This window comes from Stackebrandtia sp. (assembly GCF_035643755.1).
GTDB lineage: Bacteria > Actinomycetota > Actinomycetes > Mycobacteriales > Micromonosporaceae > Stackebrandtia.
This window is the reverse complement of sequence record NZ_DASQPW010000294.1, coordinates 1-26,150: the sequence shown is the minus strand read 5'-3', so window position 1 is coordinate 26,150 and position 26,150 is coordinate 1. Positions and strand designations below refer to the sequence as shown.

Here is a 26,150-nt window from a genome sequence, read left to right as displayed (position 1 = left end):
ATGCACGGCATCGCCACCAACCTGCTGTCGCAGCGACTGCGAAGCCTCGAGGCCGCGGGCATCGTCGAGCGGCGCGTGGGCGACGTGGGGGTCGTATACGCCTTGACCGCGTGGGGCGCGGGGCTGCGCGAGCCGATCGAGGCGCTGGCCCGGTGGGGCCTCCCGCTGATGGCCGCGGGGCGCGGCGGCGACGCGTTCGAGCCGCGGTGGCTGGCGGTCGCCCTGCCGGGGCTGCTTCGCGACGTCGCCGCCGACCCCGCGGTGGAGGTCGGCTTCGACGTCGACGGCGTCGTCACCGTGGTGCGCGTCGACCGCGACGGGCCGCACGCGGTGGCCGAGGCCGACCACCCGCCGGACACGATCCTGGCGGCCCCGGCCGACATCATCATCGCGCTGGCGGCCGGCGGGCTCGGCGTCGACCAGGCGGTGGCGGCCGGGCGCCTGGTCGGTGACGCCGAGGTACTGCGCACAATCTTTCGGCGCCAGGCGGTTGGCGATCGCGGGTGGGTAGGTTGAGTGGTGTGGAAGAGCTCGATGTGGCGATTGTGCGGGCGCTGGTGGCCGATGGGCGTTTGTCGTTTACGGATCTGGCGGCGAAGGTGGGGTTGTCGACCTCGGCGGTGCATCAGCGGGTGCGGCGTTTGGAGGAGCGCGGCGTCATCTCGGGGTACACCGCGACGGTGGATTACGCGGCGTTGGGTTTGGCGTTGACGGCGTTCATCGCGATTCGCCCGATCGACCCGGCGGCGCCGGATGACGCGCCGGGGCGTTTGGCGCGGTTCGCGCAGATCGAGTCGTGTCATTCGGTGGCCGGCGAGGACTACTACCTGTTGAAGGTGCGGGTGGCCGGGCCGCAGGAGCTTGAGGAGTTGTTGGCGAAGATCAGGGCGGCGGCGGGGGTGGCGCACCGCACCACGATCGTGCTGTCCACACCCTACGACAACCGTCCGCCCTTTTTAGACGGTGACGGGGTGCGTGGGGTGTGGTTAGTGGCGCTCCAGTTGGCCGATGGTGGAGTCCAGCCACGCGAATTCGGTGTTGACGGCGGCGTGCGCGATCGACAGCATGCCCTTGCGGAAGGGGTCGGCGTCGAAGTCGTCGGCGCCGGCGGGGCGGCCGGCGGCGTCGAAGAAGAACGGGGTGGGTTCGGACAGGAACTCGCGGCGCCGCCGCAACACGATGGCCTGTTCGCGCGGGTTGTCCAGGTGCCTGAGGAAAGCCAGGATGGTGAACCACCGGTTGTCGTCGGTGATGAACACGTCCTCGGGGTCGCGCAAAAGCCGCCTGAGGTAGTCGATGCCGGTTTGGGTCAGCTCGAGCATGTGGCGGGGCGCGGCGATCTTGCCGGGCGCGGAGCGGCGGGTCAGGCACCCGGCGGTCTCGAGTTTCTTGATCGCCGGGTACAAGGTGCCGTCGGGGATGGGTTTGACGTGACCGATGAGCGCGGCGATCCTGGTCTTCAGGTCGTAACCGTGGAGTGGGTGGTCGCGCAGGAATCCCAGGATCGCCAGCTTCAGCATGGCCGCCATTATGGTGCATGGGTGTGACGGGGCAGGCTATACGTCGCCGAAGGGTTCGATGTGGGCGCCCAACAGGGACAGTCGCTCGGCGAGTTGTTCGTATCCTCTGTGGATGACGTTGATGTTGCGCAGCACCGACGTCCCCTTGGCCGCCAGCATCGCCAACAAGATCACCACGGCCGGGCGCAGCGCCGGCGGGCAGATGACCTCGGCGCCGGAGAAGTGGGTGGGGCCTTCGATGTGGAGGCGGTGGGGGTCCATGAGGGTGACGCGGGCGCCGAGCTTGGTCAGGTCGGTCAGGTAGATGGCGCGGTTGTCGTACACCCAGTCGTGGATTTGGGTGGCGCCGTTAGCAACGGCGGCGATGAGCGCGAAGAACGGCAGGTTGTCGATGTTGAGGCCGGGGAACGGCATGGGGTGGATCTTGTCGATGGGTGCGATGAGTGTGGAGGGTCGCAGGTGGATGTCGACCAGGCGGGTGTGGCCGTTGGCGGCGACGTATTCGGGGCCGCGGGAGTAGTCCAGTCCCATCTCCTCAAGCAGCGCCAGTTCGATTTCGAGGAATTCGATGGGGACGCGGGCCACGGTGATGGACGATTCGGTGACGATGCCGGCGGTGATGAGGCTCATGGCCTCGATGGGGTCTTCGCTGGGTGCGTAGTCGACGTCGACGTCGATGTGGGGTACGCCGTGGATGGTGAGGGTGGTGGTGCCGACGCCGTCGATGCGCACCCCGAGCTTGTCGAGGTAGAAGCACAGGTCCTGGACCATGTAGTTGGGGGAGGCGTTGCGGATGACGGTCACGCCGTCGCGGCGGGCGGCGGCCATGAGGGCGTTTTCGGTGACGGTGTCTCCGCGTTCGGTCAACACGATGGGCCGCAACGGTTCCACCTGTGAGTCGACGGTGGCGTGGTATTCGCCGGCGGTGGCCTTGACCGACAGCCCGAAGGGGCGCAGCGCGGTCATGTGGGGTTCGACGGTGCGGGTGCCCAGGTCGCAGCCGCCGGCGTAGGGCAGGGCGAACGACGGGTGGTCGTGCAGCAGCGGCGCCAGGAACATGATGATGCTTCGGGTGCGGCGCGCGGCGTCGGAGTTGATGGCGTCCAGGCGCAGGGTCGGCGGCGGGGTGATGGCCAGGTCATTGTCGTCCAGCCACCGGTATTTGACGCCCATGGACGCCATGACCTCGAGGATCCGGTTGACCTCTTCGATGCGGGCCACGCGGCGCAAGGTGGTGGTGCCGCGGTTGAGGAGGCTGGCGCACAAAAGCGCGACACCGGCGTTCTTGGAGGTCTTGGTGTCGATGGAGCCGGACAGCTTCTGCCCCCCAAAGACTCTCAAGTGGACGGCGCCGGGTTTGCCGAGGGTGACGAATTCGGAGTCCAGGGCCTCGGAGATGCGGGTGAGCATCTCCACCGACAGGTTTTGGGCTCCGCGTTCGATGCGGTTGACGGCGCTTTGGCTGGTCGACAGCAGGTCGGCCAGTTGGGTCTGGGTGAGTCCGCGGTGTTTGCGGGCGTCGCGGATCAGGGTTCCGATGCGTCGCAGGTAGTCGGCGGCGTTGGGGTGGGTGTCAGACATGCGCGTCAGCGTATCTCACATATGACGTGAACGGTAGGGGGTCGGGGTCGATTTAAGGCGCATTTTCGGCGGGGGTGGCGGGGTTTCATGCGGCCGGTGACATAGGGGCGAGGGGTTTGGTGAGGAAGCGGCAGGGGTCGGCGAAGTGGTGCGCCGTCCCCATGGAATCGATGCAGGTGTATCGGTCGATGTAAGGAAGGTCGCCGCGGTAGCCCAGGCGCGCGTACAGGGCGCGGGCGCGCTGGTTGGCCTCGGCCACGCCCAAGCCCATGGCCGCAAGGCCGCGATCGCGGCCGGCGTCTTCGCAGGCGGCCACCAGGGCGGTGCCGATTCCCTTGCCGCGCAAGGCGGGCGGGAACACCTCCAGGCCGTTGATCTCGGGGCAGCCGGGGTGGGCGGCGCGCACATGGGCGGCATCGCAGCCGTGCCAACGGATCTCGGCGTGTCCCACCGGGACGGTGTCGTCCCAGGCGACCAGAAGCAGGCTGGCGCCGTCTTCCTGCCGCGCGAAGCGCTGGGCGTGGAAGGACTCCACACTGGGCGATGGATTGTGGCCGTCGAGCGCGGCGACGTCGCCGGCGCGGCAGGTGCGGATGGTGATGTCCACGGAGTCGATACTGCCACGACCAACATTAAATAACCTTCAAAGACGGCTTGAGGGTCTGGCGCCGCGCGGGTGCGCGGCCTTAGCATCACGGATAAGAAAAGTTTGCGAATAGTTACCCGGTATTGCTACTCGCCTTCACTCCCCAGGAGCACCCGCATGCGCCGATCCCGAAAACTCCTCCTGACCGCCGCCGCGGCCGCCGGCATCGCCATACCCACCGTCATCGCCGGTGTGGCCTTCGCCCACGGCTACAACGACAACCCGCCCTCACGCCAGGCGCTGTGCCACGCCGGCACCGTCGCCGACTGCGGCGACATCCAGTACGAGCCCCAGTCGGTGGAAGGCCCCAAGGGCTTCCCGGCGGCCGGGCCCGCCGACGGGTCGATCTGTTCGGCCGGGCACGGCAACTTCTCGCAACTGGACGACCCGCGCGGCGGCGACTGGCCCGCCACATCCATCAACACTGGCGCCCAGACGTTCCACTGGACGCTGACGGCCCAGCACTCCACCGACAAGTGGGAGTACTTCATCACCAAGGACGGCTGGGACCCCTCACAGCCGTTGACCCGCGCGTCCCTGGAGGACCAGCCGTTCTTCACCCAAAGCGACGGCGGCGCCAAGCCCCCGGCCTCGGTCGACCTCAACGTCGATGTGCCGTCCAACAAACACGGACGCCACCTGATCTTGGGGGTGTGGACGATCAACGACACCGCCAACGCGTTCTACTCCTGCATGGACGTCACCATCGCCTGACGGCCAACCCCCTGCGCGTCTCCCCCCGGCCGGCGCCACGGGCGGGGGGAGACGCTATGGTGTCCGGCGCCATGCGCACCATCGCCCGCCCCGCCACCGTCGACGTCACCGTGACCAAGTCCCGGTTCATCGCGCGGGCCGAGCGCGTCGACACAGAGGCCGCCGCCCGCGGCCACATCGCCGCGGCCCGCAAGAGGCACCCCGGCGCCCGCCACCACTGCGGCGCCTTCGTCGTGGGGGCCCGCGGCGAGGTGTCGCGCTCCAGCGACGACGGCGAACCCTCCGGCACCGCCGGCGCCCCCATCCTCGCCGCGGTGCACGCCGCGGGCCTCACCGATGTCGCGGTGGTGGTGGCGCGGTATTTCGGGGGAGTGAAACTGGGCACCGGTGGCCTGGCGCGCGCCTACGGTGCCGCCGCCTCAGCCGCGATCGCGGCGGCGGGTGTGGTGGAGCTGCGGCGCCTCGACGTGGTGGAGGTGCGCGGCGACTACGCCGCCTGCGGTGGCCTGGAGGCCCAGATACGCGGCACCGGCGGGCGCGTCACGAGTGTCGACTATGGGCAGATGGTGTGTGTGGTGGTCGCCTGCGACGACGCCGCGGCGTTCACCGCCTGGGTCGCCCAGGCCACCTCGGGGCGCGCCGCGACGCGCCACACCGGCACCACCGTCATCGACGTGCCGGTGTGAGGCGGCGCATGTGGCGGTGCCGGTGTGAGACCGCGACACCGCCACGACGCTGAGGGCCTCAGCCGAGTTCGGCCAGGCGGGCTTCGGCGTCGGCCAGCTCTTGACGCAGCCGCTCGGCCTCCGAGGCCGCCGCCGAGCGTTGCTGCTCCACGATGTCCTCCACGACCGCGGCCACCGCCGGCGACTGCAGCGACTTCACCATGTCCACGGCCACCGACGCCTTCACCGGGACCGGCTTGGCGATCACCTTGGTGCCCTTGGACGCCGCCACGGTCCACTCGTTGCTGGTCCACGCCAACGTCACCGTCAACTCCGGTGCCGCCTTGGCCTTGGCGGCGCGTTTGCGCGGCGCCGATGCGGCGGGCGCGGCGGCGTCGGCCGGGGCCTCGGCCTGGTGGGGGACGGCGGCGACATCTTCGGTCACGGTGTTCTCCTTGCGGCTTCGGGCGGGGGCAGCGGGCTTATTGTCGCCCGAGCCCAACAGCGGGGCACCGGTGGGCGCGGGGGGTGTCGCGGTTTTCTTGTCGGGTTTTTTGGTGGTCTTTCGGGTCAGTTCGCCGCGCTGCGGCATCCGGACCTCTTCGGCGGTGAAGGGCAGTTCGTCGTTGCCGAACGCCACCACCACGAAATCGTCTTCTGCGGGTTCGGTCAGGCGCACGACCTTGCCGACCTTGCCGGAGATCTGTCCGGCCTGCGCGGTGAACACGACCCGGGGGTGCTTGCCGCCGCGCAGGGTCTCGGCCACCTCGGCGATGTCGGCCCTCGACAGTCCCATGTCGATGGCCACCTCCTTGTAGGTTGGTTGACTTCGATTGCTGTGCAGTCATACCAGCAGGCTGCGACAGGCGCGCATTCACTCCACCGGCCAGCCGGCCTCCACGCCCCCGGGCACGGTGTCGTACGGCTGGTAGGGGCGTCGGGTCAACACGAACGTGTTGACGCTCAGGTGCGTGGCCGTGCCGTGGTCGTCGCGCGCCACGCGCAGCGTCTCGCCGGCGTGATAGCCGTCGAGACCGGTGAACGTGCCGTCGCCGTTGGGGCGGAAACGGCTGTCGGATGCCATGCCCGACACCGCCTCCATACGCAAGCCGCCGTCGCGGGTGGCGTGGATGGTGACGGTGGACGTACCCCAGTGCCACGTTCCCGTCACCTCCAACAATCCCGCCTCCACCGAGTCAAGCGGCGTCCATGGCGCGGGCGGGCGCGGCTCGGCGCGGTCGACGGCGGCGATCAGGCCCGCCGCCCCGAACCCGCCGGACGCCGAGGTCGTGGTGGCGTTGTGCATCGACACCGCGCCCGTGGTCGAGGCCGCGTCGACCCAGATCCCCGCCTGGAACCCCGGCATCGACCCGCCGTGTCCACACAAGACTCGATTGTCGGTGCGGTGCAGCTGCCAACCCAGGCCCGCGGCGTACGTCCACGCCGCGGTGTCGGCGACGGCCTGCGGGGCGCGCATCTGCGCCAACGTGTCCGGCGCCAAGACGTCGGCGGTGTCGCCTGAGGCGAACGCCACCCAACGCGCCAGGTCGGCCACGCACGACCACAACTGCCCGGCCGGGCCCATCGCCGCGGTGTCGGCGACGGTCTCGGGCATCACCACGTCGGCGAACGGGTGCACCGCGAACCCGGCCGCGCACGGCTCTTTCGGCAGCAGCGTGGTGCGCCGCATCCCCAACGGCGCCAGGATCTCGGCGTCGACCACGTCGAACCAGTCACGGCCGCGCAGCCGCGCCACCATCGCCCCCAACAGCGAAAACCCCACATTGGAGTAGTGGTGGCCCGCGCCCGGCCGGGCCACCGGCGGCGTCAGCCGCCTGCGCCACTGTTCGGCGCTGGCGCCCGGCGACCGTTCCCACCACGAGCCCTCCAACTCCGCGCCGACGCCGCCGGTGTGCGACAGCAGCTGCGCGATCGTGGCCGCCCCGTGCGGCGTGCCCGGCAGGTGCGCCTCCAGCGGGTCGTTCAAACCCACGACGCCCTCGTCGCGCAGCCGCATCACCGCCACCGCCACGAACGTCTTCGTGATCGACCCCACCCGGTACTGAGTGTCGGGGCCCGGTTCGGCGCCGTCGACGACGCCGCGACCGCGACTCCACACCAGGCGGCCGCCACGCACCACACCGGCCACCATGGACGGCACCCGCCCGGTGGCCTGCGCCACCGCCAGCCGATAATCCAGATCACGCACCGTCGAATCCAACAAAGTCTCGTTCACAGGCCACACCCTAAACTGGCAGGCGTGATCACCAAGGCCCAGTACGACACCGTCTCCGACCTGATCGCCGAGGTCGCCGCCGCCGAAATCACCCCCCGGTTTCGCAACCTGCAACGCGGCGACATCACCGAAAAACACCCCGGCGACCTCGTCACCGTCGCCGACCGGCGCGCCGAACAACAACTCACCGCCCGGCTCGAAAAACTCCTGCCCGGTTCGGTGACGGTGGGGGAGGAGGCCGTCGAAGACGACCCCGACCTGCTCCAAGCCCTGTCCGGCGACGACCCGGTGTGGATCATCGACCCCGTCGACGGCACCAGCAACTTCGTGGCCGGGAAAACCACCTTCGCGTGCCTCGTCGCACTAGCCCACAAAGGACACACGTTCGCGTCGTGGCTCAACGCCCCCGCCCTCAACCTCACCGCGGGCGCCCTCGACGGCCACGGCGCCTGGCGCAACAACCAACCCCTCACCGCCACACCCGCACCCGACGACGGACCCCTGCGCATCTGCGGCACCCACACCAACTACCTCGCCGGATTCGACCTCCCCGGCAAACTCGCCAAAAAAGGCGTCACCTACACCCCCTGCAGCGCCGCCGGACTGTCCTACATCGACCTCATCGACGGCCAATACCACGCGTGCGTGTTCACGTGGGAAAAACCCTGGGACCACGCCACCGGCCTGCACATCCACTCACTCGTCGGCGGCGCCAACACCACCGCCGACGGCCAACCCTTCCGCCTGGCCGGAGACAACGCCCTGCCCTTCGTCGCCGCGCCAGGCGGCATCATCTCCACCATCACCGCCCTACTCGACTGACCCGCCGCCCAGATCACGCAGCGACCCATACATCGGATTCGACGCCACCGCCTGACGCAACTCCCGCGCCGTGGCCTTGATATACCCCTGCGACGCCGCCAACGACCGGTGCCCCAACAACTCCATCACCTCCACCGCGCTGGCACCCGACTGCCCCAGGCGCGTAGCGAACGTATGCCGCAGCGCATGCACCAACGCGCCGGCCTCCACCGCATCCGACACCCCCGCCGCCCGATAACACTGCCGCACCAGATACTGCAACTGGTTGCGCGTCAACCCATCCCCGCGGCCATCCACGAACAACGCCGCATCCGCGCTCGGCGGCCACTTCGCCGCGGCGAACCGCTCCCGCCGCGAATCCGCGTACGCGTCCAACAACACCTCCAACGGGTACTCCACCGGCACCACCCGGTCGCCACCGCCCTTACCGCCGCGCACCACCACCCGCCGCTCCCGGCTCGGCCCGGCCACGTCACCCACCCGAAGCGCCAACAGTTCGCTGGAGCGAAGCCCCGTCAACAACAACATCGCCAACACCGCCACGTCCCGCCTCGGCCACGGGTCGCGGGCCCGGCGGGCACCCGAGGCCACCTGGCGCAGCAGCCGGTCGGCGGCGTCTTCGCCCCGCAACGGCTTGGGCACCCGCACCGCCGCCTTCGGCCGGGCCACCGCCTGCATCGGATTGCCCTCCACCAGGCCCTCGCCGACACAAAACCCGAAAAACGCGTTCCACACCGACCACGCCCGCGCGATCGACGACTTCGCCCGCGACGCCGAAAACTCCGCGAACGCGCGACGCATCACCTCCGCCCCCAAACGGTCACAATCCAACCCCGCCACGTCCGTGCCACACGCCCGCGACGCCGCATCGGCCACCGCCGCCAAATCCCGGCGATACGCCGCCACCGTGTGGCTTGAGTCCTTACGCGGCGCCCGAGACACGAAAAACGCCTCCACCGCCGGTGCAAAATTCGTCATCAACGCTCCTGAAACACGACCGAAACAACCACCGTGAAGTATCCGCAACGCCTACGACACCAAAGGAACCACCATGACCACCATCCGCGCCATGACCCCACAAGACGCCGACGCCGTCGCCGACATCCACGCCCAAGGCATCGCCACCGGCAACGCCACCTTCGCCCCACGACCAGCCACCTGGGACGACTTCGACCGCGACCACCACGCCGGGCACCGCTTCGTCGCCGACACCGGCCACCGCGTCGTCGGATGGGCCGCGACCTCACCCACCTCCACCCGCGACGTCTACCAAGGAGTCGTCGAGGTATCGGTGTACGTCGCCCAAGCCGCCCGCGGCAGGGGAGTAGGCCACCGGCTCCTGACCCACCTCATCACCGACACCGAAACCACCGGCATCTGGACACTCCTGGCCGGAATCTTCCCCGACAACACCGCAAGCCTCACCCTCCACCAAGCCCACGGCTTCCGCGTCATCGGCGTCAACGAACGCGTCGGCCGCGACACCACCGGCCGCTGGCGCGACGTGGTCCGCCTGGAACGCCGCTCCACCACCGCGGGCACCGACTAAGGAACACCGACCCTTCAACCAGGCCGACAGGTCCTTCGTCCAACTCGTGGCCATCCGCAACGGGTGGGCGTCCAGCGCCTTCTGCCACGACGCCACATTGCCCTTCCACGACGGCGCCGGCTCCTCCCACGACACCGTGTCCGGCCACACCGGACGCTTCGCCGAATACTCCACCGTCGAGGCCACCCCCGCCGCCTTCGCCCGCGACTTCAAATCGGCGCTCAGCTTCGCATCGTGGGTGTACAGCATGATCTCCTGCCGCTTGAACCGCTCGGCAACCGGAGCCAACAACTCACCCCACGCCCGGTCACGGATCTTGGCGTCGGCATTCAACAACGACTGCTCCGTCGTCGGCTTGATCTCGATCAACGGCACCATCTTCAACTCATACGCCGCGTCCAGATACTGCCGCAGCGAAAACACCGTCTCCCCCTTGAACGGACCATTGTCGATCGTGCGCCCCCGCAACCGATCCGCACCCGTCGACCACCACAACGCATTGACGTCCTTCTTGTCCCCGCTGAGGTGATAGGTCGTGCCGTCATGCCACATCACCGCCTTCGTGCCGTCCCTCGTCAACTGCACATCGGCCTCCACACCCGCCGCACCATCCGCCTTCTGCGCCCTCAACGCCGCCGGATTATTCGGCTCCCGCACCTGATCGCGCTTCCACGCATCCGCACCCGTCGGATAACCCCCATGCCCGAACACCTGCGGGCAAGGCGGCGCGTCATCAGCCGACGCCACCGCCACACCACCCGCCAACAGACCCGCCGCGGCCACCACCGCCACACCCGACAACCACCACGACCGCGAACCAGCCATCAATCAACCGCCTTCACTAGGGGGACAAGGACCACCACACATCCTCACCGAGGCGTACACATTTTTCACACAACCGCACCCCTCACCACAAGCGGGGCACCGCATCCACCGCGCCGGCCTCCAACTCCAACAAGAACCGCTTGCGCTCCACGCCACCGCCGTACCCCGTCAAGCCACCGTCGCCGCCCACGACGCGGTGACACGGCACCACGATCCCCACCGGGTTGCGCCCGTTGGCCGCCCCCACCGCCCGCGCCGCGCCCGCGCCCAACCCCAGACTCGCCGCCAGGCGCCCATACGACCACGTCACGCCCGCCGGAATGCCACGCAGCGCCGTCCACACCCGACGCTGAAACTCGGTGCCCCCCAACGCCACCGGCACCGCCGCGAAATCCACAACCTCACCGGCGAAATACGCCCCCAACACCTCACGCACCGGGCCGAAAGCCGAAGCGTCGCGCACCCCGAACACCGAAGAGTCGGGGCGGTAACGCTGACGCGGCATGTACAAGCCGCACAACACCCCGTCGCGCGCCACCACCGTCAAATCACCCACCGGCGACGCCACCACGTCATGCGTCACCCTCACGCCGCCGCCTCCACCGGCATCCGATTGATCGCGTGATCACCCGTGGCCCACAAATACTGCACCGCGTACGCCCGCCACGGACGCCACGCCCGCGACCGCGCCCCCAACGCCCCCGGACTCACCGGCAAATCCAACTGCCGCGCCGCCAACCGGACCCCCAGATCCGAGGCCACGAACGCGTCCGGGTCACCCAGCGACCGCATCGCGATCGACTCCACCGTCCACGGCCCCAGACCCGACAGACCCGACAGGCCCGCCCGCGCGGCATCCCAATCGGCGCCAACACTCACATCCACCGTCCCGTCGGCCAACGCCCGCACCAACGCCCGCAACGAATCCCTACGCGCCCGCGGCATCGCCAACAACTCGTCACCCACATCCACCAGGTCGGCCACCGACGGAAACACGTGAGTCAAACCCCCATCGGCGTCCTCCACCCGCGCCCCCAACGCCTCCACCAAACGCCCCGCATGCGTGCGAGCCGCCGCCGTCGACACCTGCTGACCCAACACCGCCCGCACCGCGAACTCGTGCGGATCCACCGTCCGCGGCACCCTGCGCCCCGGCGCCTTGTCCACCAAACCCCGCAACACCTCGTCGCCGCGCAACACCTCATCCACCGCCAACGGATCGGCATCCAGATCCAACAACCACCGACACCGCCCAATCGCGATCGACAAATCCCGCACATCCGCCAGACGCAACAAACACTCCACATACTCCGGCAACGGACGCAACCCCACCACGCCCGGCCCATGCGGCAGACTCAACGTCCGCCGAAACGCCCCATCCCGCCACTCCTCAACCCCCGGCACCGCCGTGGCCGCCAAATGACCAAACACATTATCCGGACACAAAGGACGACGAAACGGCAGCCGCAGACGCAACAACCCCGCCGCACCCACACCACCCGACCGCGACGCCCGCGCCCGCAACTGCGACGGCGTCAACGCGAACACCCGCATCACCGTGTCATTGAACGACCGAATACTCGAAAACCCCGCCGCGAACGCCACCTCACCCATCGGCAACACCGACGACTCGATCAACATCCGCGCCGTCTGCGCCCGCTGCGCCCGCGCCAAAGCCAGGGGACCAGCACCCAACTCCGCCGTCAACTGACGCTCCAACTGACGCACGCTATAACCCAAACGCCGCGCCAAACCCGAAACACCCTCCCGATCCACCACCCCATCACCGATCAACCGCATCGCCCGCGCCACCACATCCGCCCGAACATTCCACAAAGGAGACCCCGGCGACGCGTCCGGACGACACCGCTTACACGCCCGAAACCCCGCCTGCTGCGCCGCCGCCGCACTCGGATAAAACCGCATATTCCCCGGCTTCGGCGCCGGCACCGGACACGACGGACGACAATAAATCCCCGTCGTCACCACCGCCGTAAAAAACCACCCGTCAAACCGGGCATCCTTCGACTGAACCGCCCGCACACACCGCTCAACATCCTCATGCATACCCCCCAGCCTGCCCCCAACACACCCTCACCGCTAGCAGAAAAACGACAGCTGCCCCGACACACTCACAACCGGCGCTCCAATTGCACCTGATGCGGCGAAAAACCCATCCGCTCGTAAAACCGCACCGCACCCGCGTTCGCCGCGTACGCCGACACCTGCACCAACTCCGCCTCACACGACCGCGCCCACGCCAAAAACCCCTCCACCAATCGCGCCCCCACACCACCACCGCGCATCCGCGGCACCACGAACAGGCTCACCAACTCCGCCACCGACACCGGACGCATCGCGCTGGGGGAGCGCAGCTGGCCCGACAGGGTGCCCGCCACCTCGCCGCCGTCCTCGGCGACTAGGAGGAGGCGGTCGGGGGAGGAGAGTCCGGTGTGGAAGGACTGGGCGCCGTGTTCGTGGGGCCAGTTGACGTTCAAGGCGGCATCGCGGGTGCCGCCGTCCTCGGCGAACAGGCCCGCCGCGCACGCCACCCACGCGGCCTCGTCGTCTACTGTGGCGGATCGAATGGTCGCATCGGTCATGGCGTCGACCATAACCCGATCCGAATTACGCATAATGTCACTTATGCTTAATTTGCGGACAAGGCGGGCGCACCGCCAGGTCGGGGACATTCCACCGAACCGCGCCCGCCGTCGGCCCCGAAATCCCCCGCGCCAACCATTCGCCGCCGCAGCCGCGCCGCGCCCGCGCGAGGCGGGCGAACGGCGGGGACGGCCGATCCGGGCGGTTCGCCGTTTCGAGTGGGGCCCGCCGGGAGTACTTCCGACCGCCCCTCGTATTTGGTTGATAATGAATATTATGTCAAGTAGAACCTTGTCGGGCCCTTCTCCTACTAGCGGGCACCCGGCACGTAGGCACCGGCGGAAATGTCGTCGAAAAGCGTAGGCCCCGTGGGCTTCCAGCCCAACAGCCGGCTCGTGGCCGCGTGGCTGGCGGCGATGTCGGCGGCGAACAGGCGCCCCATCCATCCGAAGTGCTCTTCGGCTTTGTCGGGCGGGATCGAGGTCGTCGGTACGCCGAGGGATTGTCCGATGGCCGCGGCGATGTCCTTGGTGGGGATGCCGTCTTCGGCCACGGCGTGTACGCGGGCGCCGGCCGGCGCGTTGTCGAGGGCGAGGTGTACGAGGTGGGCGGCGTCGGTGCGGTGGACGGCGGCCCATTGGTTGGTGCCGTCGCCGATGTAGGCGGCGGTGGCGTGTTGTTGGGCGATGGTGGTCAGTACGGAGGTGAATCCCTTGTCGCCGGTGCCGTGGACGGTGGGTGCGAATCGCAGGGCGATGGCGCGCACGCCTTTGTCTACATAGGTTTGGGCGAGGTTTTCGGCGCCGCCGCGCAGGGAGTCGGCGCCGTGGTGGGGTGAGGGGTCGTCTTCGGTCAGTGGGGTGCCGTTGTCGCTGGCGGCGAGTCCGGAGGCGAACAGGAATGGGCGCCCGGTGCCGGCGAGTGCGTCGAGCATGGCGGTGATGGCGTGGTGTTCGGTGTGTCCGGCGGCGGCGTAGTTGGTGAAGTCGTGGTTGAAGGCGAGGTGGATGACGGCGTCGGCTTGGGCGGCGGCGGTGGCGAGGGTGTCGGGTTGGTCGAGGCTGCCGGGGTGTGGGGTGGCGCCTTTGGCTTTCAGGGTGGCCGCGGAGGTGTCGTTGCGGGCGAGGCCGGTGATGTGGTGGCCGGCTTTGAGGAGTTCGTCGGTGACGGCGGTGCCGATCCAGCCGGTGGCGCCGGTGATGAAGATGCGCATGGTGGGTGTCCCTTCGCGAGTATGTCAGTTTCTGACATGACTGACGATAGCACCTTCATGTCAGTGGCTGTCATCATTACACTTTTCGACATGACTCGCTGGGAACCCGACGCACAGGGCCGCATGGTCCAGGCCGCCATGGAACTGTTCGCCGAGCGCGGCTTCGACGCCACCACCGCCGGTGACATCGCGGGGCGGGCGGGGGTGACGGAGCGGACGTTTTTTCGGTATTTCGCCGATAAGCGTGAGGTGTTGTTCGATCCGGCGGGGACGTTGCAGGCGGCCGGGGTTGCCGCGATCGTCGGTGCGCCCGGGGGGTTGTCGGCGTGGGAGGCGGCGATGGCGGGGATGGTGGCGTGTGGCGGGGTGCTGGGGGGTCGGCGTGATGCGGCGTCGCGGCGGCATCGCATCGTCATGGGCAGTGCGAGTCTTCGGGAGCGGGAGTTGTTGAAGCTGGCGATGTTGACCGATGCGGTGGCCGGGGCGTTGGTGGGGCGCGGGGTGGAGTCGGTGGTGGCGGCGTTGGTGGCGCATGGCGCGGTGGGGGTTTTCAGTGTGGCGTTTGAGCGGTGGGTGTCGCGCGGTGAGGGGCCGTCGCTTGCCGAGGGGGTGGTGGAGCTGGGTGGGCGGTTGCGGGTGGTGTGAGGAGGGGGTGGCCGGTGGGCTACTCCCCTCCCCCGGTGGTTATTCGGCGCGGGCGAAGGTGAGGGTTTCGCCTTCGACGCCGCGCAGCCACAGGTCCTGGGAGGCCGCGGCGATGGTGTCGAGGCCTTCGGTGATGGTGGCGAAGACGTTGCCGGGGACCCAGCCGGCGTCGCCGTTGATGAGGAGGTTGTTGCGGCCGTAGAAGATCGCCAGGTCGGTGGCGCCGGAGTCGCTGTGGGCTTCGCTGTCGTCGTCGTAGCCGTAGGCGGGGTTGCCGATTTCCCAGGCTTCGAATCCGAAGTAGCACACGTCGCCGGGGATGGGCGTGATGGTGGGGTTTTCGCGTCCGGGTTTGGGTTCGGCGAATGGTGGCACCAGGGTGTAGACCTCGTTGCGGGCGTATTTGGCGTGGTAGGCGGAGCCGCTTTGGGGCAGCGCGTTCCATACGGCGTCGCAGGTGCGGGGTGCCTGGTCGTCGAGGAGGACGGCGCGGCAGGTGACGCCGCGTTTGTCGAGGCTGATGGTGATGTGGCGTGGCATGACTCGGCGTTTCCTTCTATTTGGTGGCTTCGGCCACGGCGTCGGCCCAGATGTCCAGTGCGGTGTCGATTTGCGCGGCGTCGACGATGAGTGGCGGGATCATGCGTACGACGTTCATGTGGGCGCCGCAGGTGAGTAGGAGGAGGTCGCGTTGGAGGGCGGCTTTGTGGGCGGCTTGGGCGGTGGCGGTGTCGGGTTGGCCGTCGGGGGTGGTGAATTCGCTGCCGACGAGGAGGCCGAGGCCGCGGACGTCGCCGATGGCGGGGGTTTTGTCGCCGATCTGGCGGGCGCCTTCGAGGAGTTGGGTGCCGCGGGCGGCGGCGTTGTCGACGAGGTTTTCGTCGCGGATGACGTCGAGGGTGGCCGCGGCGGCGGCGCAGGCTACGGCGTTGCCGCCGTAGGTGCCGCCTTGGGAGCCGGGCCAGGCTTTGGCCATGAGTTCTTTGGACGCGGCGATGCCGGACAGGGGGAAGCCGGAGGCCAGGCCCTTGGCGATGAGGACGATGTCGGGGTGGACGTCGAAGTGGTCGTGGCCCCAGAATTTGCCGGTGCGGCCGAAGCCGGTTTGGATTTCGTCGATGACCAGCAGGATGCCGTGTTCGTCGGCGCGGCGGCGCAGGCCCTGCATGAAGCGGGTGTTGGCGGGGACGTAGCCGCCTTCGCCGAGCATGGGTTCGATGAAGAACGCCGCGGTTTCGTGGGGGGCGGTGCCGGTGGCGAACAGGTAGTCGAGTTCGCGTAGTGCGAAGTCGGTGGCGGTTTCTTCGTCCCAGCCGTAGTGGTAGGCGAAGGGGAAGGGGGCGACGTGGACGCCCGACATGAGGGGTGAGAAGCCGGCGGAGAAGCGGGTGCCGGAGGTGGTGAGGCTGGCGGCGGCGACGGTGCGGCCGTGGAATCCGCCTTGGAACACGATGATGTTGGGGCGGGCGGTGGCCTGGCGGGATAGGCGCAGGGCGGCTTCGACGGCTTCGGATCCGGAGTTGGAGAAGAACAGGGAGTCGAGGCCGGTGGGGAGGACGTCGCCGAGTTTGGCGGTGAGTTCTTGGAGTGGTTGGTGCATGACGGTGGTGTACTGGCCGTGGATGAGTTTGCCGACCTGGTTTTGGGCGGCTTCGACGACCTTGGGGTGGCAGTGGCCGGTGCTGGTGACGCCGATGCCCGCGGTGAAGTCGAGGTAGCGGCGGCCGGTGGTGTCGTAGAGGTAGGCGCCCTGGCCGTGGTCGACGACGACTGGTGTGGCTTGTTTGAGCAGCGGAGACAGCGTGGCCATGGTGGTGCTCCTTACTGGCGGGGCGGGTTGTGGACGTGGACGGGCCGCGAAGCCGCGTCCTGTAGATTGTTGACAATTGTACATATGGTGGCGTCTACTGGTGGACGAATCGGTGTGATGCGGCCAGTCGGGCGCTTGATTGAAGGAGTTGGGTGAGCGTGCCAAGCGAAACCAGTGTGGTCGAGGCGGTCGCCAAGGGGTTGTTCATAGGCGGCAAGTGGGTCGACGCGGCGGGCGGCAGGACGTTCGACGTTCACGACCCGGCCACGGGCGAGGTGCTGTGCGCCGTGGCCGATGCCGCGCCGGCCGACGGCATGGCGGCCCTGGGCGCGGCCGTGGCCGCCCAGGAGTCGTGGGCGGCTCATCCCCCGCGCGAGCGCGGGGAGATCCTGCGCCGCGCCTATGAGGCGTTGACGGCGCGAAGCCAGGAGCTGGCGTTGTTGATGACGCTGGAGATGGGCAAGCCCCTGGCCGAGTCGCGCGGCGAGATCGCCTACGCCGCGGAGTTCTTTCGGTGGTTCGCCGAGGAGGCGGTGCGCATCGACGGCGGGTACGCCACCGCGCCCAACGGTGTGGGGCGGTTTTTGATCACGAAACAACCCGTCGGTCCGTCCATTTTGATCACTCCGTGGAATTTTCCGATGGCGATGGGCACCCGCAAGATCGGGCCCGCCGTGGCCGCCGGGTGCACCATGGTCGTCAAGCCCGCCGCCCAGACACCGCTGTGCATGCTGGCGTTGGCGCAGATCCTGGCCGACGCGGGCCTGCCCGAGGGCGTGTTGAACGTCGTCACCACCTCAGACGCCGGCGGCGTCATGGAACCGGTCATTACCGACGGCCGGGCCCGCAAGCTGTCGTTCACCGGGTCCACCGCGGTGGGCCGCAAACTGCTGGCCCAGTGCGCCGACAAGGTGCTGCGCACCTCCATGGAGCTGGGCGGAAACGCCCCGTTCGTGGTGTTCGACGACGCCGACATCGACGACGCCGTCGACGGCGCCATGCAAGCCAAGATGCGCAACATCGGCGAGGCCTGCACCGCCGCCAACCGGTTCTACATTCACCGCGGCGTCGTCGAGGAATTCTCCCGCCGCCTCACCCAGCGCATGGAGGCGCTGGCGATCGGGCGCGGCACCGAAGACGGCGTCGTGGTCGGTCCCCTCATCGACGACGCCGCCGTGACCAAGGTGACCGGGCTGGTCGCCGACGCCGTGGAGCGCGGCGCCCGCGTGTTGACCGGCGGCGACGCCATCGACGGCCCCGGGCATTTCGTGCGCCCCACCGTGTTGGCCGACGTGCCCGTCGACGCCCGCATGGCCGGCGAGGAGATCTTCGGGCCGGTGGCGCCGATCTCGGTGTTCGACACCGAAGACGAGGCCATCGCGCTGGCCAACGACACCGAGTACGGGCTGGTCAGTTACCTGTACACCAGCGACGTCAAACGGGCGCTGCGTGTCGCCGAGCGCCTGGACGCCGGCATGATCGGGCTGAATCAGGGCATCGTGTCCAACCCGGCGGCGCCGTTTGGCGGCGTGAAGCAGTCCGGGCTGGGCCGCGAGGGTGGCGGCGTCGGTATCGAGGAGTTTTTGGAGACCAAGTACATCGCGGTGAGCCTGTGACGACGTATCGCATCGCCACCATTCCCGGTGACGGCATCGGCGTCGACGTCACCGCCGAGGCGCGCAAGGTCGTCGACGCGGCTGCCGGTGTGTACGGGTTCGGCGTGGAGTGGGTGGAGTTCGACTGGTCCTGCCAGCGTTACCTCGACTCCGGGGCGATGATGCCGGGCGACGGTATCGACCAGTTGTCGGGGTTCGACGCGATCTTGTTGGGCGCGGTCGGGTTTCCCGGCGTGGCCGATCACGTGTCGCTGTGGGGTCTGTTGATCCCGGTGCGGCGGGCGTTCAACCAGTACGTGAACCTGCGTCCGGTGCGGCTGTTGCCGGGGGTGGCCACGGCTCTTGCCGGACGCGACGCCGCCGATCTGGACATGGTGGTGGTGCGGGAGAACTCCGAGGGCGAGTATTCGGCGATCGGCGGCAAACACAACGCCGGTGGCCCGGGCGAGTTCGTGGTGCAGGAGTCGGTGTTCACCCGGGTGGGTGTGGAGCGGATCATCCGCTACGCCTTCGAGGTGGCGCGCACCCGCAGCAGGCGGGTGTGTTCGGCCACGAAGTCCAACGGGCTGATTCACTCGATGCCGTACTGGGACGCGATCTTCGCCGAGGTCGCCGCCGAATACCCCGATGTGCACAGTGAACAGTGCCATGTGGATGCTTTGGCGGCGCGGATGGTGCTCAACCCCGAGCGCCTCGACGTGGTGGTGGGGTCGAACCTGTTCGGCGACATCCTGTCGGACCTGGCCGCGGCCGTCACCGGCGGGCTGGGCCTGGCGCCGTCGGGCAACATCAACCCGCACCGCGACGCCCCGTCCATGTTCGAAGCCGTGCACGGCAGCGCCCCCGACATCGCCGGGCGGGGCATCGCCAACCCGACCGCGCAGATCCTGGCCGCGGGCATGATGCTTGAGCACCTGGGTGAGACCGCGGCGGCGGCGGCGGTGAACGCGGCGGTGGAGACCGTGTTGGACAAGCGTCAGGCGGTGACGCCGGACCTGGGTGGGGCGGCCACGACTCAGGCGGTGGGTTCGGCGGTGGCCGCGGCGCTGGCCTAGGCGGCGGCGGCTTGGTCCTCGGGCCCGACGGGTTCGGGGACCAGGCGCTGCACCGCGTCGAGCATGTGCGCCTCCAGCAGGGCCAGGACCTCGTCGGTGTCGCCTTGGCGGATGGCACGAATGATCCGGTTGTGTTCGTCGACGCGTTCGTCGACGCGCCGGTACGTCGATTGCAGCCGCGACAGGCACATGCGGGTCTCGATGAGCAGGGTGCGGGCCATGCGCACCAGGCGTTTGCTGCCCGAGGCGGCGATCAGCACCTCGTGGAACTTCAGATCCGCCGCCGACAGGGCCGTGGCGTCGTTCTTCTCGGCCGCCTGCGCCATGTCCCACATGGTCTCGTCCAGGGCCGCGGCGGTCTGTTTGCGGTCGCCGCGCATGATCTCGATGACCGCGGCGCGTTCGATGGCGGTGCGGGCGGTGTAGATGTCGCGCACGTCCGACGGCTCCAGGTCCACCACGAACAGGCCCCGGTGGCGTTCGCTGTGCAGCAGGCCCTCCGATACCAGGCGCTGCATGGCTTCGCGCAGGGGACCGCGCGACACCTGGAAACGTGACGCCAGTTCGGTCTCCCCCAGTTGGGTGCCCGGCGGCAGGGTGCCGTTCATGATGCCTTCGCGCAGGCGCCGGGCGATGATGCCGGGGGTGGATTCCCGGTCGACGGGTTCAAGATCGGCGAATACCACGGTTCACTCCCCCGTCCCGGCGCCAAACAGCGCGCCCAGGTCGCTGCTGGCCACGGAGGCGCCGGCCAGGCGCAGCCCGTACCAGATGGTGACCTGGTTGGCCGTCAGTACCGGTTTGCCCAGGCGGTCTTCCAGGGTGTTGACCAGGGCGAGGGTGCGCATCGCGGTGTCGGGGATGAGCAGGGCGTCGGCGCCGGGGCGGTCGTAGGCGGCGGCCATGTCGGACACGGCCTCGGGCGTCATGGTGGCGACCTCGGCGGCGGTGGCCACGCCGTGGCTGGACATGCCGTCGACGGTGATGCCGGCGGCGTCGAGGAAGTCGACGAACAGTGCGGAGACGTCGTGCGGGTAGGAGGCGGCCACGGCGACCTTGGCCACGCCGAGGGCCTTGGCGGCGGCGACGAACGCGAACGAGGTGCTGGAGGCGGGGATGCCGCCGGCGGCCCGCGACAGCCCGGCGGCCTGCTCGCGCGCGCCGTCGGGTCCGTACACGAACGACCCGGAGGTGCACGCCCACACGATGGCGTCGAGGTCGTGGGGCGCCAGCAGCCGGGCGCCTTCGGCCAGGCGGTGGGGCGCGCCCAGGTCGAGTAGTTCGGGGACCGCGTGCAGGTCGGTGCCGTAGATGTGGGCCACGGGTAGGCGCACGCCGGCGCCCAAGATTTTCTCGGCGAGGGGGTAGTCGTCTTCGGCGGCGTGATCGGGGTAGACGAATCCGATGGTCGTCATGAAAGCCTCCTGGTCAATTGTCGACAATCCTACTCGCCTACATGCGTCAGTCGACCTCGCGCAGCCATTCCCCCGGTCCCACGCGGGGCAGATTCATCCGTTTCAGGCACGCCCACATCGTCAACTGGTTCGCCGTCAACACCGGTTTGCCCAACGCCGCCTCCAACGGCTCGATCAGGTCGTAGGTCGGCAGGTTCGTGCACGAGATGAACACCGCCTCGGCGTCGGAATGGTCGGCGGCGATGATCCGCTCGGCGATGGTGCGGTAGCTGACCTTCCAGATGCCGCCGCCCAGGCCCAGGTGGTCGCTGGAGACGGTCTTGACGCCGCACTCGGCGAGAAAATCGCGCAGGCAGCTGGTCAAGTCGGCGTCGTAGGGGGTGAGGATCGAGATGCGGTGCACGTCCAGCTGCTGCAACACCTCCACCAGGGCGCCGGTGGTGGTGACCGCGTCGGGCGCGCCGGCGTCACAGATCGCCTTCACCAGCGACCGCTCGTAGTCGACGCCGTTGACGAACGACCCCGACGTGCACAGGTACGCCACCACCTCCGGCTCCACATGCAACACGTCGCGGGTGGCCGCGGCCAGGTGGCGGGAGTCGCTGACCAGCTGAGCCATGTGCATGCTCACCGGGACCGGCTCATACGGGGTGCGCGCCAAGTGCAGCGACACCTCCATGGGGACCCAACGCCACAGCTCCCGCTCCAAGGCCAGGTCAAAGGGAGCGATGACACCAATGCCTCGCTGGGCGAGCGGACCTTCGACGTCAAGAAGGTCGAATGCGGTCAAATCCAAGGCGCAGCCTCCGGTGAGCGTGACGGAGAAATGACCTCCGGGGTGAGTCCTCGGATTGTTGACAATCATACGGCTAGCTCCTAGGCTGTCAATATGATCGGCGAGGATTCCCCGGTGCTGACGGTCCTGTACGGCGATCACCGTCCCGACGGCATGACGAACATCGAGGACAACGCCACCGTCCGCTACGCCCACACGGGACAACTGGCCGAAAAACTTCCCGGAAGCCACGCCCTGTTCCTGTACGACTTCCTGTCCACCGAACTGCGCGACGCCTGGGGCGCCGCCGACCGGCTCCAGTGGGTGCACATCGCCGCCGCCGGCGTCGACCCCGTCATGTTCGACGCGTTTCGCGACAGCGACGTCGTGTTGACCAACTCCCGCGGCGTGTTCGACACCGCCATCGCCGAATGGGTCACCGGCGCCGTCCTGGCCTTCGCCAAGGACTTCGCGCATACCCTGCGGCTGCAAGACACCGCCACCTGGCGCCACCGCGACACCGAAACCATTCACCGCCGCCGCGCCCTCATCGTCGGCACCGGCGGCATCGGACGCGCCACCGCGCGGATGCTCACCGCCTGCGGCATGGCCGTGACCGGCATCGGACGCACCGCCCGCGACGCCGACGCCGACTTTGGAACCGTGCACGCCTCCAGCGCGCTGAACCGGCACCTGGGCGACGCCGACTACGTCGTGGCGGCCGCCCCCCTCACCGAGGCCACCAAGGGCATCTTCGACGCCGCGGCGTTCGCCGCGATGAAACCCACCGCCCGCTTCATCAACGTCGGACGCGGCGAACTGGTCGACTCAGGCGACCTCATCGGTGCGCTTCGCGCCGGGACCATCGCCGGGGCCGCGCTCGACGTGTTCGACACCGAACCCCTGCCACCCGACAATCCACTGTGGTCGATGGGGAATGTTTTCGTGTCACCGCACATGTCCGGCGACGTCGCCGGCTGGCGTAGCATCCTCGTCGACAGGTTCGCCGAGAACTTCGCGCGATGGACAGCCGGGCGGGCTTTGGACAACGTCGTCGACAAACAACTGGGATACGTGCCGTCCTAACACGACGGCCTTGAGGGAGAGAACGTGCCAGTCAACTCAAGCGCCATGCTGACCGCCAGCGAACTCGTCGCCGCCTACTCGATGAGGGAGCTGTCCCCGGTCGAGGCCACCGAGACCGCGCTGAAGGCCATCGACGAATCCGACGGCGACTACCACGCCTTCTGCCTCGTCGACGCCGACTCCGCCCTGGCCGCCGCCCGCGACTCCGAACAACGCTGGCAAGACGGCAACCCCATCGGCTGGCTCGACGGCGTCCCATCGTCCATCAAGGACATGTTTTTGAGCGCCGGGTGGCCCACCCTGCGCGGCTCGGCGTGCATCGACCGCGACCAGAACTGGGACGTCGACAGCCCCGTCACCGCGCGCCTTCGCGAACACGGCCTGGTCATGCTCGGCAAGACCACCACCCCCGAACTCGGGTGGAAGGCCGTCACCGACTCGCCCTCGGAGGGAATCACCAGGAACCCCTACGACCCGAGCCTCACCCCCGGCGGGTCATCGGGCGGAAGCGCGGTGGCCGTGGCCTGCGGCATGGGGCAGCTGTCGGTGGGCACCGACGGCGGCGGGTCGGTACGCATCCCCGCGTCGTTTTGCGGCATCGTCGGATTCAAACCCACCGGCGCCCGCATCCCCCTGTACCCCGCCAGCCCCTTCGGGCCGCTGTCGCACGCCGGGCCCATGGCCCGAAGCGTCGACGACGTCGCGCTGCTGTTGGACGTGCTGGCGCTGCCCGACCACCGCGACCCCAACGCCCTGCCCCCACCCATCGGCTCCTACCGGGAGGCCGTGCGCCGCGACGTGCGCGGACTCAACGCCGCCTACTCCCCCGACCTCGGCTACCTCACCGTCGACGACGAGGTCGCATCGATCGTGGGCGCGGCGGTGTCGGCCCTGGACGCGGCGGGACTGCACGTCGAAAACGCCGACCCCGGATTCGACAACCCCGTCGAAGCCCACGAACTGTTGTGGGCCGCCGGCGCCGCCAAATGGCTCGACACGTTCCCCGAAGGCTCCGCCGAACGCATCGACCCCGGCCTGCGCGCCATCTGGGACACCGGATTGACCTATTCGGCCAGCGACTACCTGGACGCGGTGGCCGTGCGCGCGGCCCTGGGCATCCGGATGGGCGAATTCCACAACCACCACGACGTCCTCATCACCCCCACCGTGGCGATCCCGCCGTTCGAGGCCGGACACAACGTCCCGCCCGGAAGCGGCCTGTCCAGCTGGCAGCGGTGGGCCGGATTCAGCTACCCGTTCAACATGACGCAACAGCCGGCCATCAGCGTGCCCGCCGGCGTCACCTCCGCGGGACTGCCCGTGGGCCTGCAGATCGTGGGGCCCCGCCACTCCGACGACCTGGTGCTGGCGGTGGCCAAACTCGTCGAAGAGACCCGGCCCTGGGCCACCGACACCCCCGCCGCCCCCGTGACGGCGTTAAGAACTTCGGCAACGCCACCGGCGTCGACAACGCCTGCGGGTGCCCGAACGTGAAATCGCCGCCGGTGCGATACAGCTCGGCGTAACGCGCCACCTTGTCGGCGTCCAGCTCGACACCCAGGCCCGGGCCGGTCGGCACCGCCAGACGCCCGCGGTCGTAGCCGTCGATGCCGCCGCCGAAGGCGACGGTGACGTCGTCGCACAACAGCGCGCCGTAGCCCTGGTTGGCGTGGCGGAAGTTCGGTGTCGAGGCGATGACGTGGGCCGCGGCGGCGGCGGCGACACCCAACTCGCCCAGGCTGTGCTTCACCACCGTCAACCCCGCCGCCTCACACAGGCCCGCCGAGCGTTTCAGGTTGAGCAGGCCACCGTCCATCTGATTGTCCACACTCAACACGTCGGCGGCGTTGTGGCGGATCACCTCCAGCTGTTGGCTGCGCGTCCACGACGCCTCGTTGGCCAACAGGGGCGCGGCGACGCGGCCGCGCACATACGCCATCTCGGCCAGATTACGGCCCGAGACCGGCTGCTCGGCCAACTCCAGGCCATACGGCTCCAGGGCTTTCAGGGCCCGGATCGCCGATGCCGGCGACCACGCCTCGTTGGCGTCGACGCGAATGGCCATCGCCTCACCCGCGCCGTCGCGCAACGCCGCGACGCGTTCGACGTCGGTGGCGATCGCGTCGGAACCGACCTTGAGATAGCAGGTGCCAAAACCCGCCCGCGCCGCGCGACGACCCTCGGCCTTGACCGCGTCGGCATCGGCGGCGGCGACATAGTAGAAGTACTCCACACTGTCGCGAAACACCCCACCCAACAGGTTGACCACCGGCTGCCCGCACACCTTGCCGGCGATGTCCCAACAGGCCATCTCGACCGCGGCGATGGCGGGGCTGGTGGCGTTGACGTGATGCCACGTGCCCACCACGTCGATGCGCTGAATCAGCGCCTCGATACGGCTCGGGTCGGCACCCACCACCAGCGGCGTCAGGCTGTCGAGGACCGCGGTGACGATGTCGGCGCTGGGATAGGCAGCGGCCTCGCCCACACCCGTGACCCCGGCGTCGGTGTCCACTTCGATCAAGACACTGACCAGGCCGGCGCGGCGGCCGAACGCCCAGGTCTCGTCGCTGCGGTACGGCACGGCCACCGGGGTGGCACGCACGGCAGTGATACGCATGGCAATGTCCCTTCAGGAAGAAATCAGCAGGCCCGACGGCGCGGTCGTGGCGACCTGGCACCCGTCGGCGGTGACGATGACGGTGTCCGACCGCACCGCCGGGTGCGGCAACGACACCCACGACATGACGTGAAAGACCATCCCGGCGGCCACCACGCCGCGCCCGGCGGCACTCAAACCGCGCACCCGGGCCCCGCCCACCCAGCTGGGCGAAAAACCGATCCCCGTGGCGTAGCCGCAATGGTGACGGCGCTGGCGTATCCCCGTGGCGGAGGCGACCGCGTCCTCCCACGCCCGATACACCTCACCGCCGCGCACCCCCGGGCGCAGGCGATCCAGCGCGGCGGCGAAACCCGCCTCGGCGGCCGCGGCCGCCGCCTCCGCACCCGACGGGGGCGGGCCACAGTGGATGATGCGCGACAGGGGCGCGTGATAGCGGCCCACACACCCCGACAACTCCACGAACACGCCCTCGCCGCCCGACAGGACATGATCGCCCCAGGTGACGTGTTCCTGGGCGAGGCGGTGGGTGGAGCGGATCAGGGGCACGAAACCCGGCGGCCGCCCGCCGGCGGCGATCATCGCGGCGTGCACCGCCGCGGCGATGTCCCGCTCGGCGACACCCGCCGCGGCCGTCGCGATCGCCGCGGCCATCGCCTGCGACGACACCGCCGCGGCCCGGCGCACCAGACCCAACTCCGCCGGCGACTTAACGCTGCGCACCTCGGCGGCCAGGCGGGAACAATCCACCCA

General features: G+C 69.0%; 26 protein-coding genes and 3 pseudogenes. 11 read left to right on the top strand and 18 right to left on the bottom strand.

The features are described 5' to 3' along the window. Together VE172_RS23035 and VE172_RS23030 are read left to right on the top strand one after the other, a co-directional pair. A partial coding sequence (locus tag VE172_RS23035) for a winged helix-turn-helix transcriptional regulator (protein WP_324804349.1) occupies positions 1 to 516 on the top strand: 516 nt, incomplete at its 5' end. Positions 517 to 521: 5 nt separating this feature from the next. Then, positions 522 to 959: pseudogene (locus VE172_RS23030) on the top strand (Lrp/AsnC family transcriptional regulator); the annotation flags it as partial. 27 nt (positions 960 to 986) lie between these two features. Here VE172_RS23030 and VE172_RS23025 read toward each other — a convergent pair. The 3 genes from VE172_RS23025 to VE172_RS23015 form a co-directional block, all read right to left on the bottom strand. Beyond that, on the bottom strand, positions 987 to 1,520 hold the full coding sequence (locus tag VE172_RS23025) for a PadR family transcriptional regulator (protein ID WP_324804348.1): 534 nt from the start codon (positions 1,518 to 1,520) through the stop codon (positions 987 to 989). A gap of 36 nt (positions 1,521 to 1,556) precedes the next feature. After that, positions 1,557 to 3,101 carry a helix-turn-helix domain-containing protein gene (locus tag VE172_RS23020; protein ID WP_324804347.1) on the bottom strand — a complete coding sequence of 515 codons (1,545 nt, stop codon included), beginning with the start codon at positions 3,099 to 3,101 and terminating at the stop codon, positions 1,557 to 1,559. Between the two features lie 85 nt (positions 3,102 to 3,186). Then, positions 3,187 to 3,708, bottom strand: a complete 522-nt coding sequence (locus VE172_RS23015; protein WP_324804346.1) for a GNAT family N-acetyltransferase — start codon at positions 3,706 to 3,708, stop codon at positions 3,187 to 3,189. A 156-nt stretch (positions 3,709 to 3,864) separates the two neighbouring features. On the opposite strand from VE172_RS23015, the gene VE172_RS23010 reads away from it, so the two are divergent. Continuing rightward, positions 3,865 to 4,461 carry a lytic polysaccharide monooxygenase auxiliary activity family 9 protein gene (locus tag VE172_RS23010; protein ID WP_324804345.1) on the top strand — a complete coding sequence of 199 codons (597 nt, stop codon included), beginning with the start codon at positions 3,865 to 3,867 and terminating at the stop codon, positions 4,459 to 4,461. Positions 4,462 to 4,517: 56 nt separating this feature from the next. Beyond that, the gene (locus VE172_RS23005) at positions 4,518 to 5,147 is read left to right on the top strand and encodes an IMPACT family protein (RefSeq protein ID WP_324804344.1); all 630 of its coding nucleotides are present in this window, start codon (positions 4,518 to 4,520) and stop codon (positions 5,145 to 5,147) included. A gap of 58 nt (positions 5,148 to 5,205) precedes the next feature. Here the strand turns inward: VE172_RS23005 and VE172_RS23000 are convergent, their stop codons facing one another. Both VE172_RS23000 and VE172_RS22995 read right to left on the bottom strand, forming a co-directional pair. Beyond that, positions 5,206 to 5,922 (bottom strand): hypothetical protein, encoded by a 717-nt coding sequence (locus VE172_RS23000; protein ID WP_324804343.1) that lies wholly within the window; start codon positions 5,920 to 5,922, stop codon positions 5,206 to 5,208. A gap of 78 nt (positions 5,923 to 6,000) precedes the next feature. Further along, positions 6,001 to 7,335: a serine hydrolase domain-containing protein gene (locus tag VE172_RS22995; protein WP_324804342.1), complete on the bottom strand. Its 1,335-nt coding sequence runs from the start codon at positions 7,333 to 7,335 to the stop codon at positions 6,001 to 6,003. 51 nt (positions 7,336 to 7,386) lie between these two features. On the opposite strand from VE172_RS22995, the gene VE172_RS22990 reads away from it, so the two are divergent. Next, positions 7,387 to 8,184, top strand: coding sequence for an inositol monophosphatase family protein (locus VE172_RS22990; RefSeq protein WP_324804341.1), 798 nt, complete (start codon positions 7,387 to 7,389; stop codon positions 8,182 to 8,184). On the opposite strand, the gene VE172_RS22985 is transcribed toward VE172_RS22990, so the two are convergent. Next, positions 8,173 to 9,162 (bottom strand): tyrosine-type recombinase/integrase, encoded by a 990-nt coding sequence (locus VE172_RS22985; RefSeq protein WP_324804340.1) that lies wholly within the window; start codon positions 9,160 to 9,162, stop codon positions 8,173 to 8,175. The two genes, VE172_RS22990 and VE172_RS22985, sit on opposite strands and share 12 nt — an antisense overlap. A 73-nt stretch (positions 9,163 to 9,235) precedes the next feature. Between VE172_RS22985 and VE172_RS22980 the strand changes: the two genes are divergently transcribed. Then, positions 9,236 to 9,733, top strand: coding sequence for a GNAT family N-acetyltransferase (locus tag VE172_RS22980; protein ID WP_324804339.1), 498 nt, complete (start codon positions 9,236 to 9,238; stop codon positions 9,731 to 9,733). Between the two features lie 135 nt (positions 9,734 to 9,868). On the opposite strand, the pseudogene VE172_RS22975 reads toward VE172_RS22980, so the two are convergent. The 5 genes and pseudogenes from VE172_RS22975 to VE172_RS22955 all read right to left on the bottom strand — a co-directional run. Then, positions 9,869 to 10,558 (bottom strand): annotated as a pseudogene (locus VE172_RS22975) (glycerophosphodiester phosphodiesterase family protein); the annotation flags it as partial. Between the two features lie 82 nt (positions 10,559 to 10,640). Beyond that, a complete protein-coding gene (locus VE172_RS22970; RefSeq protein ID WP_324804338.1) occupies positions 10,641 to 11,147 on the bottom strand; it encodes a methylated-DNA--[protein]-cysteine S-methyltransferase in 507 nt (168 codons plus the stop codon). Next, positions 11,144 to 12,625 carry a DNA-3-methyladenine glycosylase 2 family protein gene (locus VE172_RS22965; RefSeq protein ID WP_324804337.1) on the bottom strand — a complete coding sequence of 494 codons (1,482 nt, stop codon included), beginning with the start codon at positions 12,623 to 12,625 and terminating at the stop codon, positions 11,144 to 11,146. The genes VE172_RS22970 and VE172_RS22965 overlap by 4 nt, the downstream gene beginning before the upstream one ends. Before the next feature lie 65 nt (positions 12,626 to 12,690). After that, complete coding sequence (locus VE172_RS22960) at positions 12,691 to 13,161, bottom strand: GNAT family N-acetyltransferase (protein ID WP_324804336.1); 471 nt, start codon at positions 13,159 to 13,161, stop codon at positions 12,691 to 12,693. 311 nt (positions 13,162 to 13,472) lie between these two features. Then, positions 13,473 to 14,375 (bottom strand): SDR family oxidoreductase, encoded by a 903-nt coding sequence (locus VE172_RS22955; protein WP_324804335.1) that lies wholly within the window; start codon positions 14,373 to 14,375, stop codon positions 13,473 to 13,475. Between the two features lie 36 nt (positions 14,376 to 14,411). Here VE172_RS22955 and VE172_RS22950 point away from each other — a divergent pair, with 36 nt between their 5' ends. Beyond that, positions 14,412 to 15,020, top strand: coding sequence for a TetR family transcriptional regulator (locus tag VE172_RS22950; RefSeq protein ID WP_324804334.1), 609 nt, complete (start codon positions 14,412 to 14,414; stop codon positions 15,018 to 15,020). 39 nt (positions 15,021 to 15,059) lie between these two features. Here VE172_RS22950 and VE172_RS22945 read toward each other — a convergent pair whose 3' ends face one another. Beyond that, on the bottom strand, positions 15,060 to 15,560 hold the full coding sequence (locus VE172_RS22945) for a DUF3830 family protein (RefSeq protein WP_324804333.1): 501 nt from the start codon (positions 15,558 to 15,560) through the stop codon (positions 15,060 to 15,062). A gap of 16 nt (positions 15,561 to 15,576) precedes the next feature. Continuing rightward, positions 15,577 to 16,830: an aspartate aminotransferase family protein gene (locus tag VE172_RS22940; protein WP_324804332.1), complete on the bottom strand. Its 1,254-nt coding sequence runs from the start codon at positions 16,828 to 16,830 to the stop codon at positions 15,577 to 15,579. A 152-nt stretch (positions 16,831 to 16,982) separates the two neighbouring features. Here VE172_RS22940 and VE172_RS22935 point away from each other — a divergent pair, with 152 nt between their 5' ends. Both VE172_RS22935 and VE172_RS22930 read left to right on the top strand, forming a co-directional pair. After that, complete coding sequence (locus tag VE172_RS22935) at positions 16,983 to 18,446, top strand: NAD-dependent succinate-semialdehyde dehydrogenase (RefSeq protein ID WP_349258502.1); 1,464 nt, start codon at positions 16,983 to 16,985, stop codon at positions 18,444 to 18,446. Further along, positions 18,443 to 19,501, top strand: a complete 1,059-nt coding sequence (locus VE172_RS22930) for a tartrate dehydrogenase (RefSeq protein ID WP_324804330.1) — start codon at positions 18,443 to 18,445, stop codon at positions 19,499 to 19,501. Before VE172_RS22935 ends, VE172_RS22930 begins: the two co-directional genes overlap by 4 nt. Here the strand turns inward: VE172_RS22930 and VE172_RS22925 are convergent. Genes VE172_RS22925 through VE172_RS22915 form a run of 3 tightly spaced genes read right to left on the bottom strand, consistent with a single transcriptional unit; the run spans position 19,498 to position 21,712 of the window. Then, positions 19,498 to 20,187: a GntR family transcriptional regulator gene (locus VE172_RS22925; RefSeq protein WP_324804329.1), complete on the bottom strand. Its 690-nt coding sequence runs from the start codon at positions 20,185 to 20,187 to the stop codon at positions 19,498 to 19,500. The two genes, VE172_RS22930 and VE172_RS22925, sit on opposite strands and share 4 nt — an antisense overlap. A 3-nt stretch (positions 20,188 to 20,190) precedes the next feature. Next, positions 20,191 to 20,916, bottom strand: coding sequence for a maleate cis-trans isomerase family protein (locus tag VE172_RS22920; protein WP_324804328.1), 726 nt, complete (start codon positions 20,914 to 20,916; stop codon positions 20,191 to 20,193). Between the two features lie 46 nt (positions 20,917 to 20,962). Next, positions 20,963 to 21,712 carry a maleate cis-trans isomerase family protein gene (locus VE172_RS22915; protein WP_324804327.1) on the bottom strand — a complete coding sequence of 250 codons (750 nt, stop codon included), beginning with the start codon at positions 21,710 to 21,712 and terminating at the stop codon, positions 20,963 to 20,965. A gap of 93 nt (positions 21,713 to 21,805) precedes the next feature. Here VE172_RS22915 and VE172_RS22910 point away from each other — a divergent pair, with 93 nt between their 5' ends. Both VE172_RS22910 and VE172_RS22905 read left to right on the top strand, forming a co-directional pair. Further along, positions 21,806 to 22,777, top strand: coding sequence for a D-2-hydroxyacid dehydrogenase (locus VE172_RS22910; RefSeq protein ID WP_324804326.1), 972 nt, complete (start codon positions 21,806 to 21,808; stop codon positions 22,775 to 22,777). A gap of 45 nt (positions 22,778 to 22,822) precedes the next feature. Beyond that, positions 22,823 to 24,271 (top strand): amidase, encoded by a 1,449-nt coding sequence (locus tag VE172_RS22905; RefSeq protein WP_349258504.1) that lies wholly within the window; start codon positions 22,823 to 22,825, stop codon positions 24,269 to 24,271. A gap of 103 nt (positions 24,272 to 24,374) precedes the next feature. Here VE172_RS22905 and VE172_RS22900 read toward each other — a convergent pair. Beyond that, positions 24,375 to 25,397: pseudogene (locus VE172_RS22900) on the bottom strand (mandelate racemase/muconate lactonizing enzyme family protein); the annotation flags it as partial. Positions 25,398 to 25,409: 12 nt separating this feature from the next. Then, the coding region (locus VE172_RS22895) for a M24 family metallopeptidase (RefSeq protein WP_324804324.1) at positions 25,410 to 26,150 on the bottom strand (741 nt) is incomplete at its 5' end.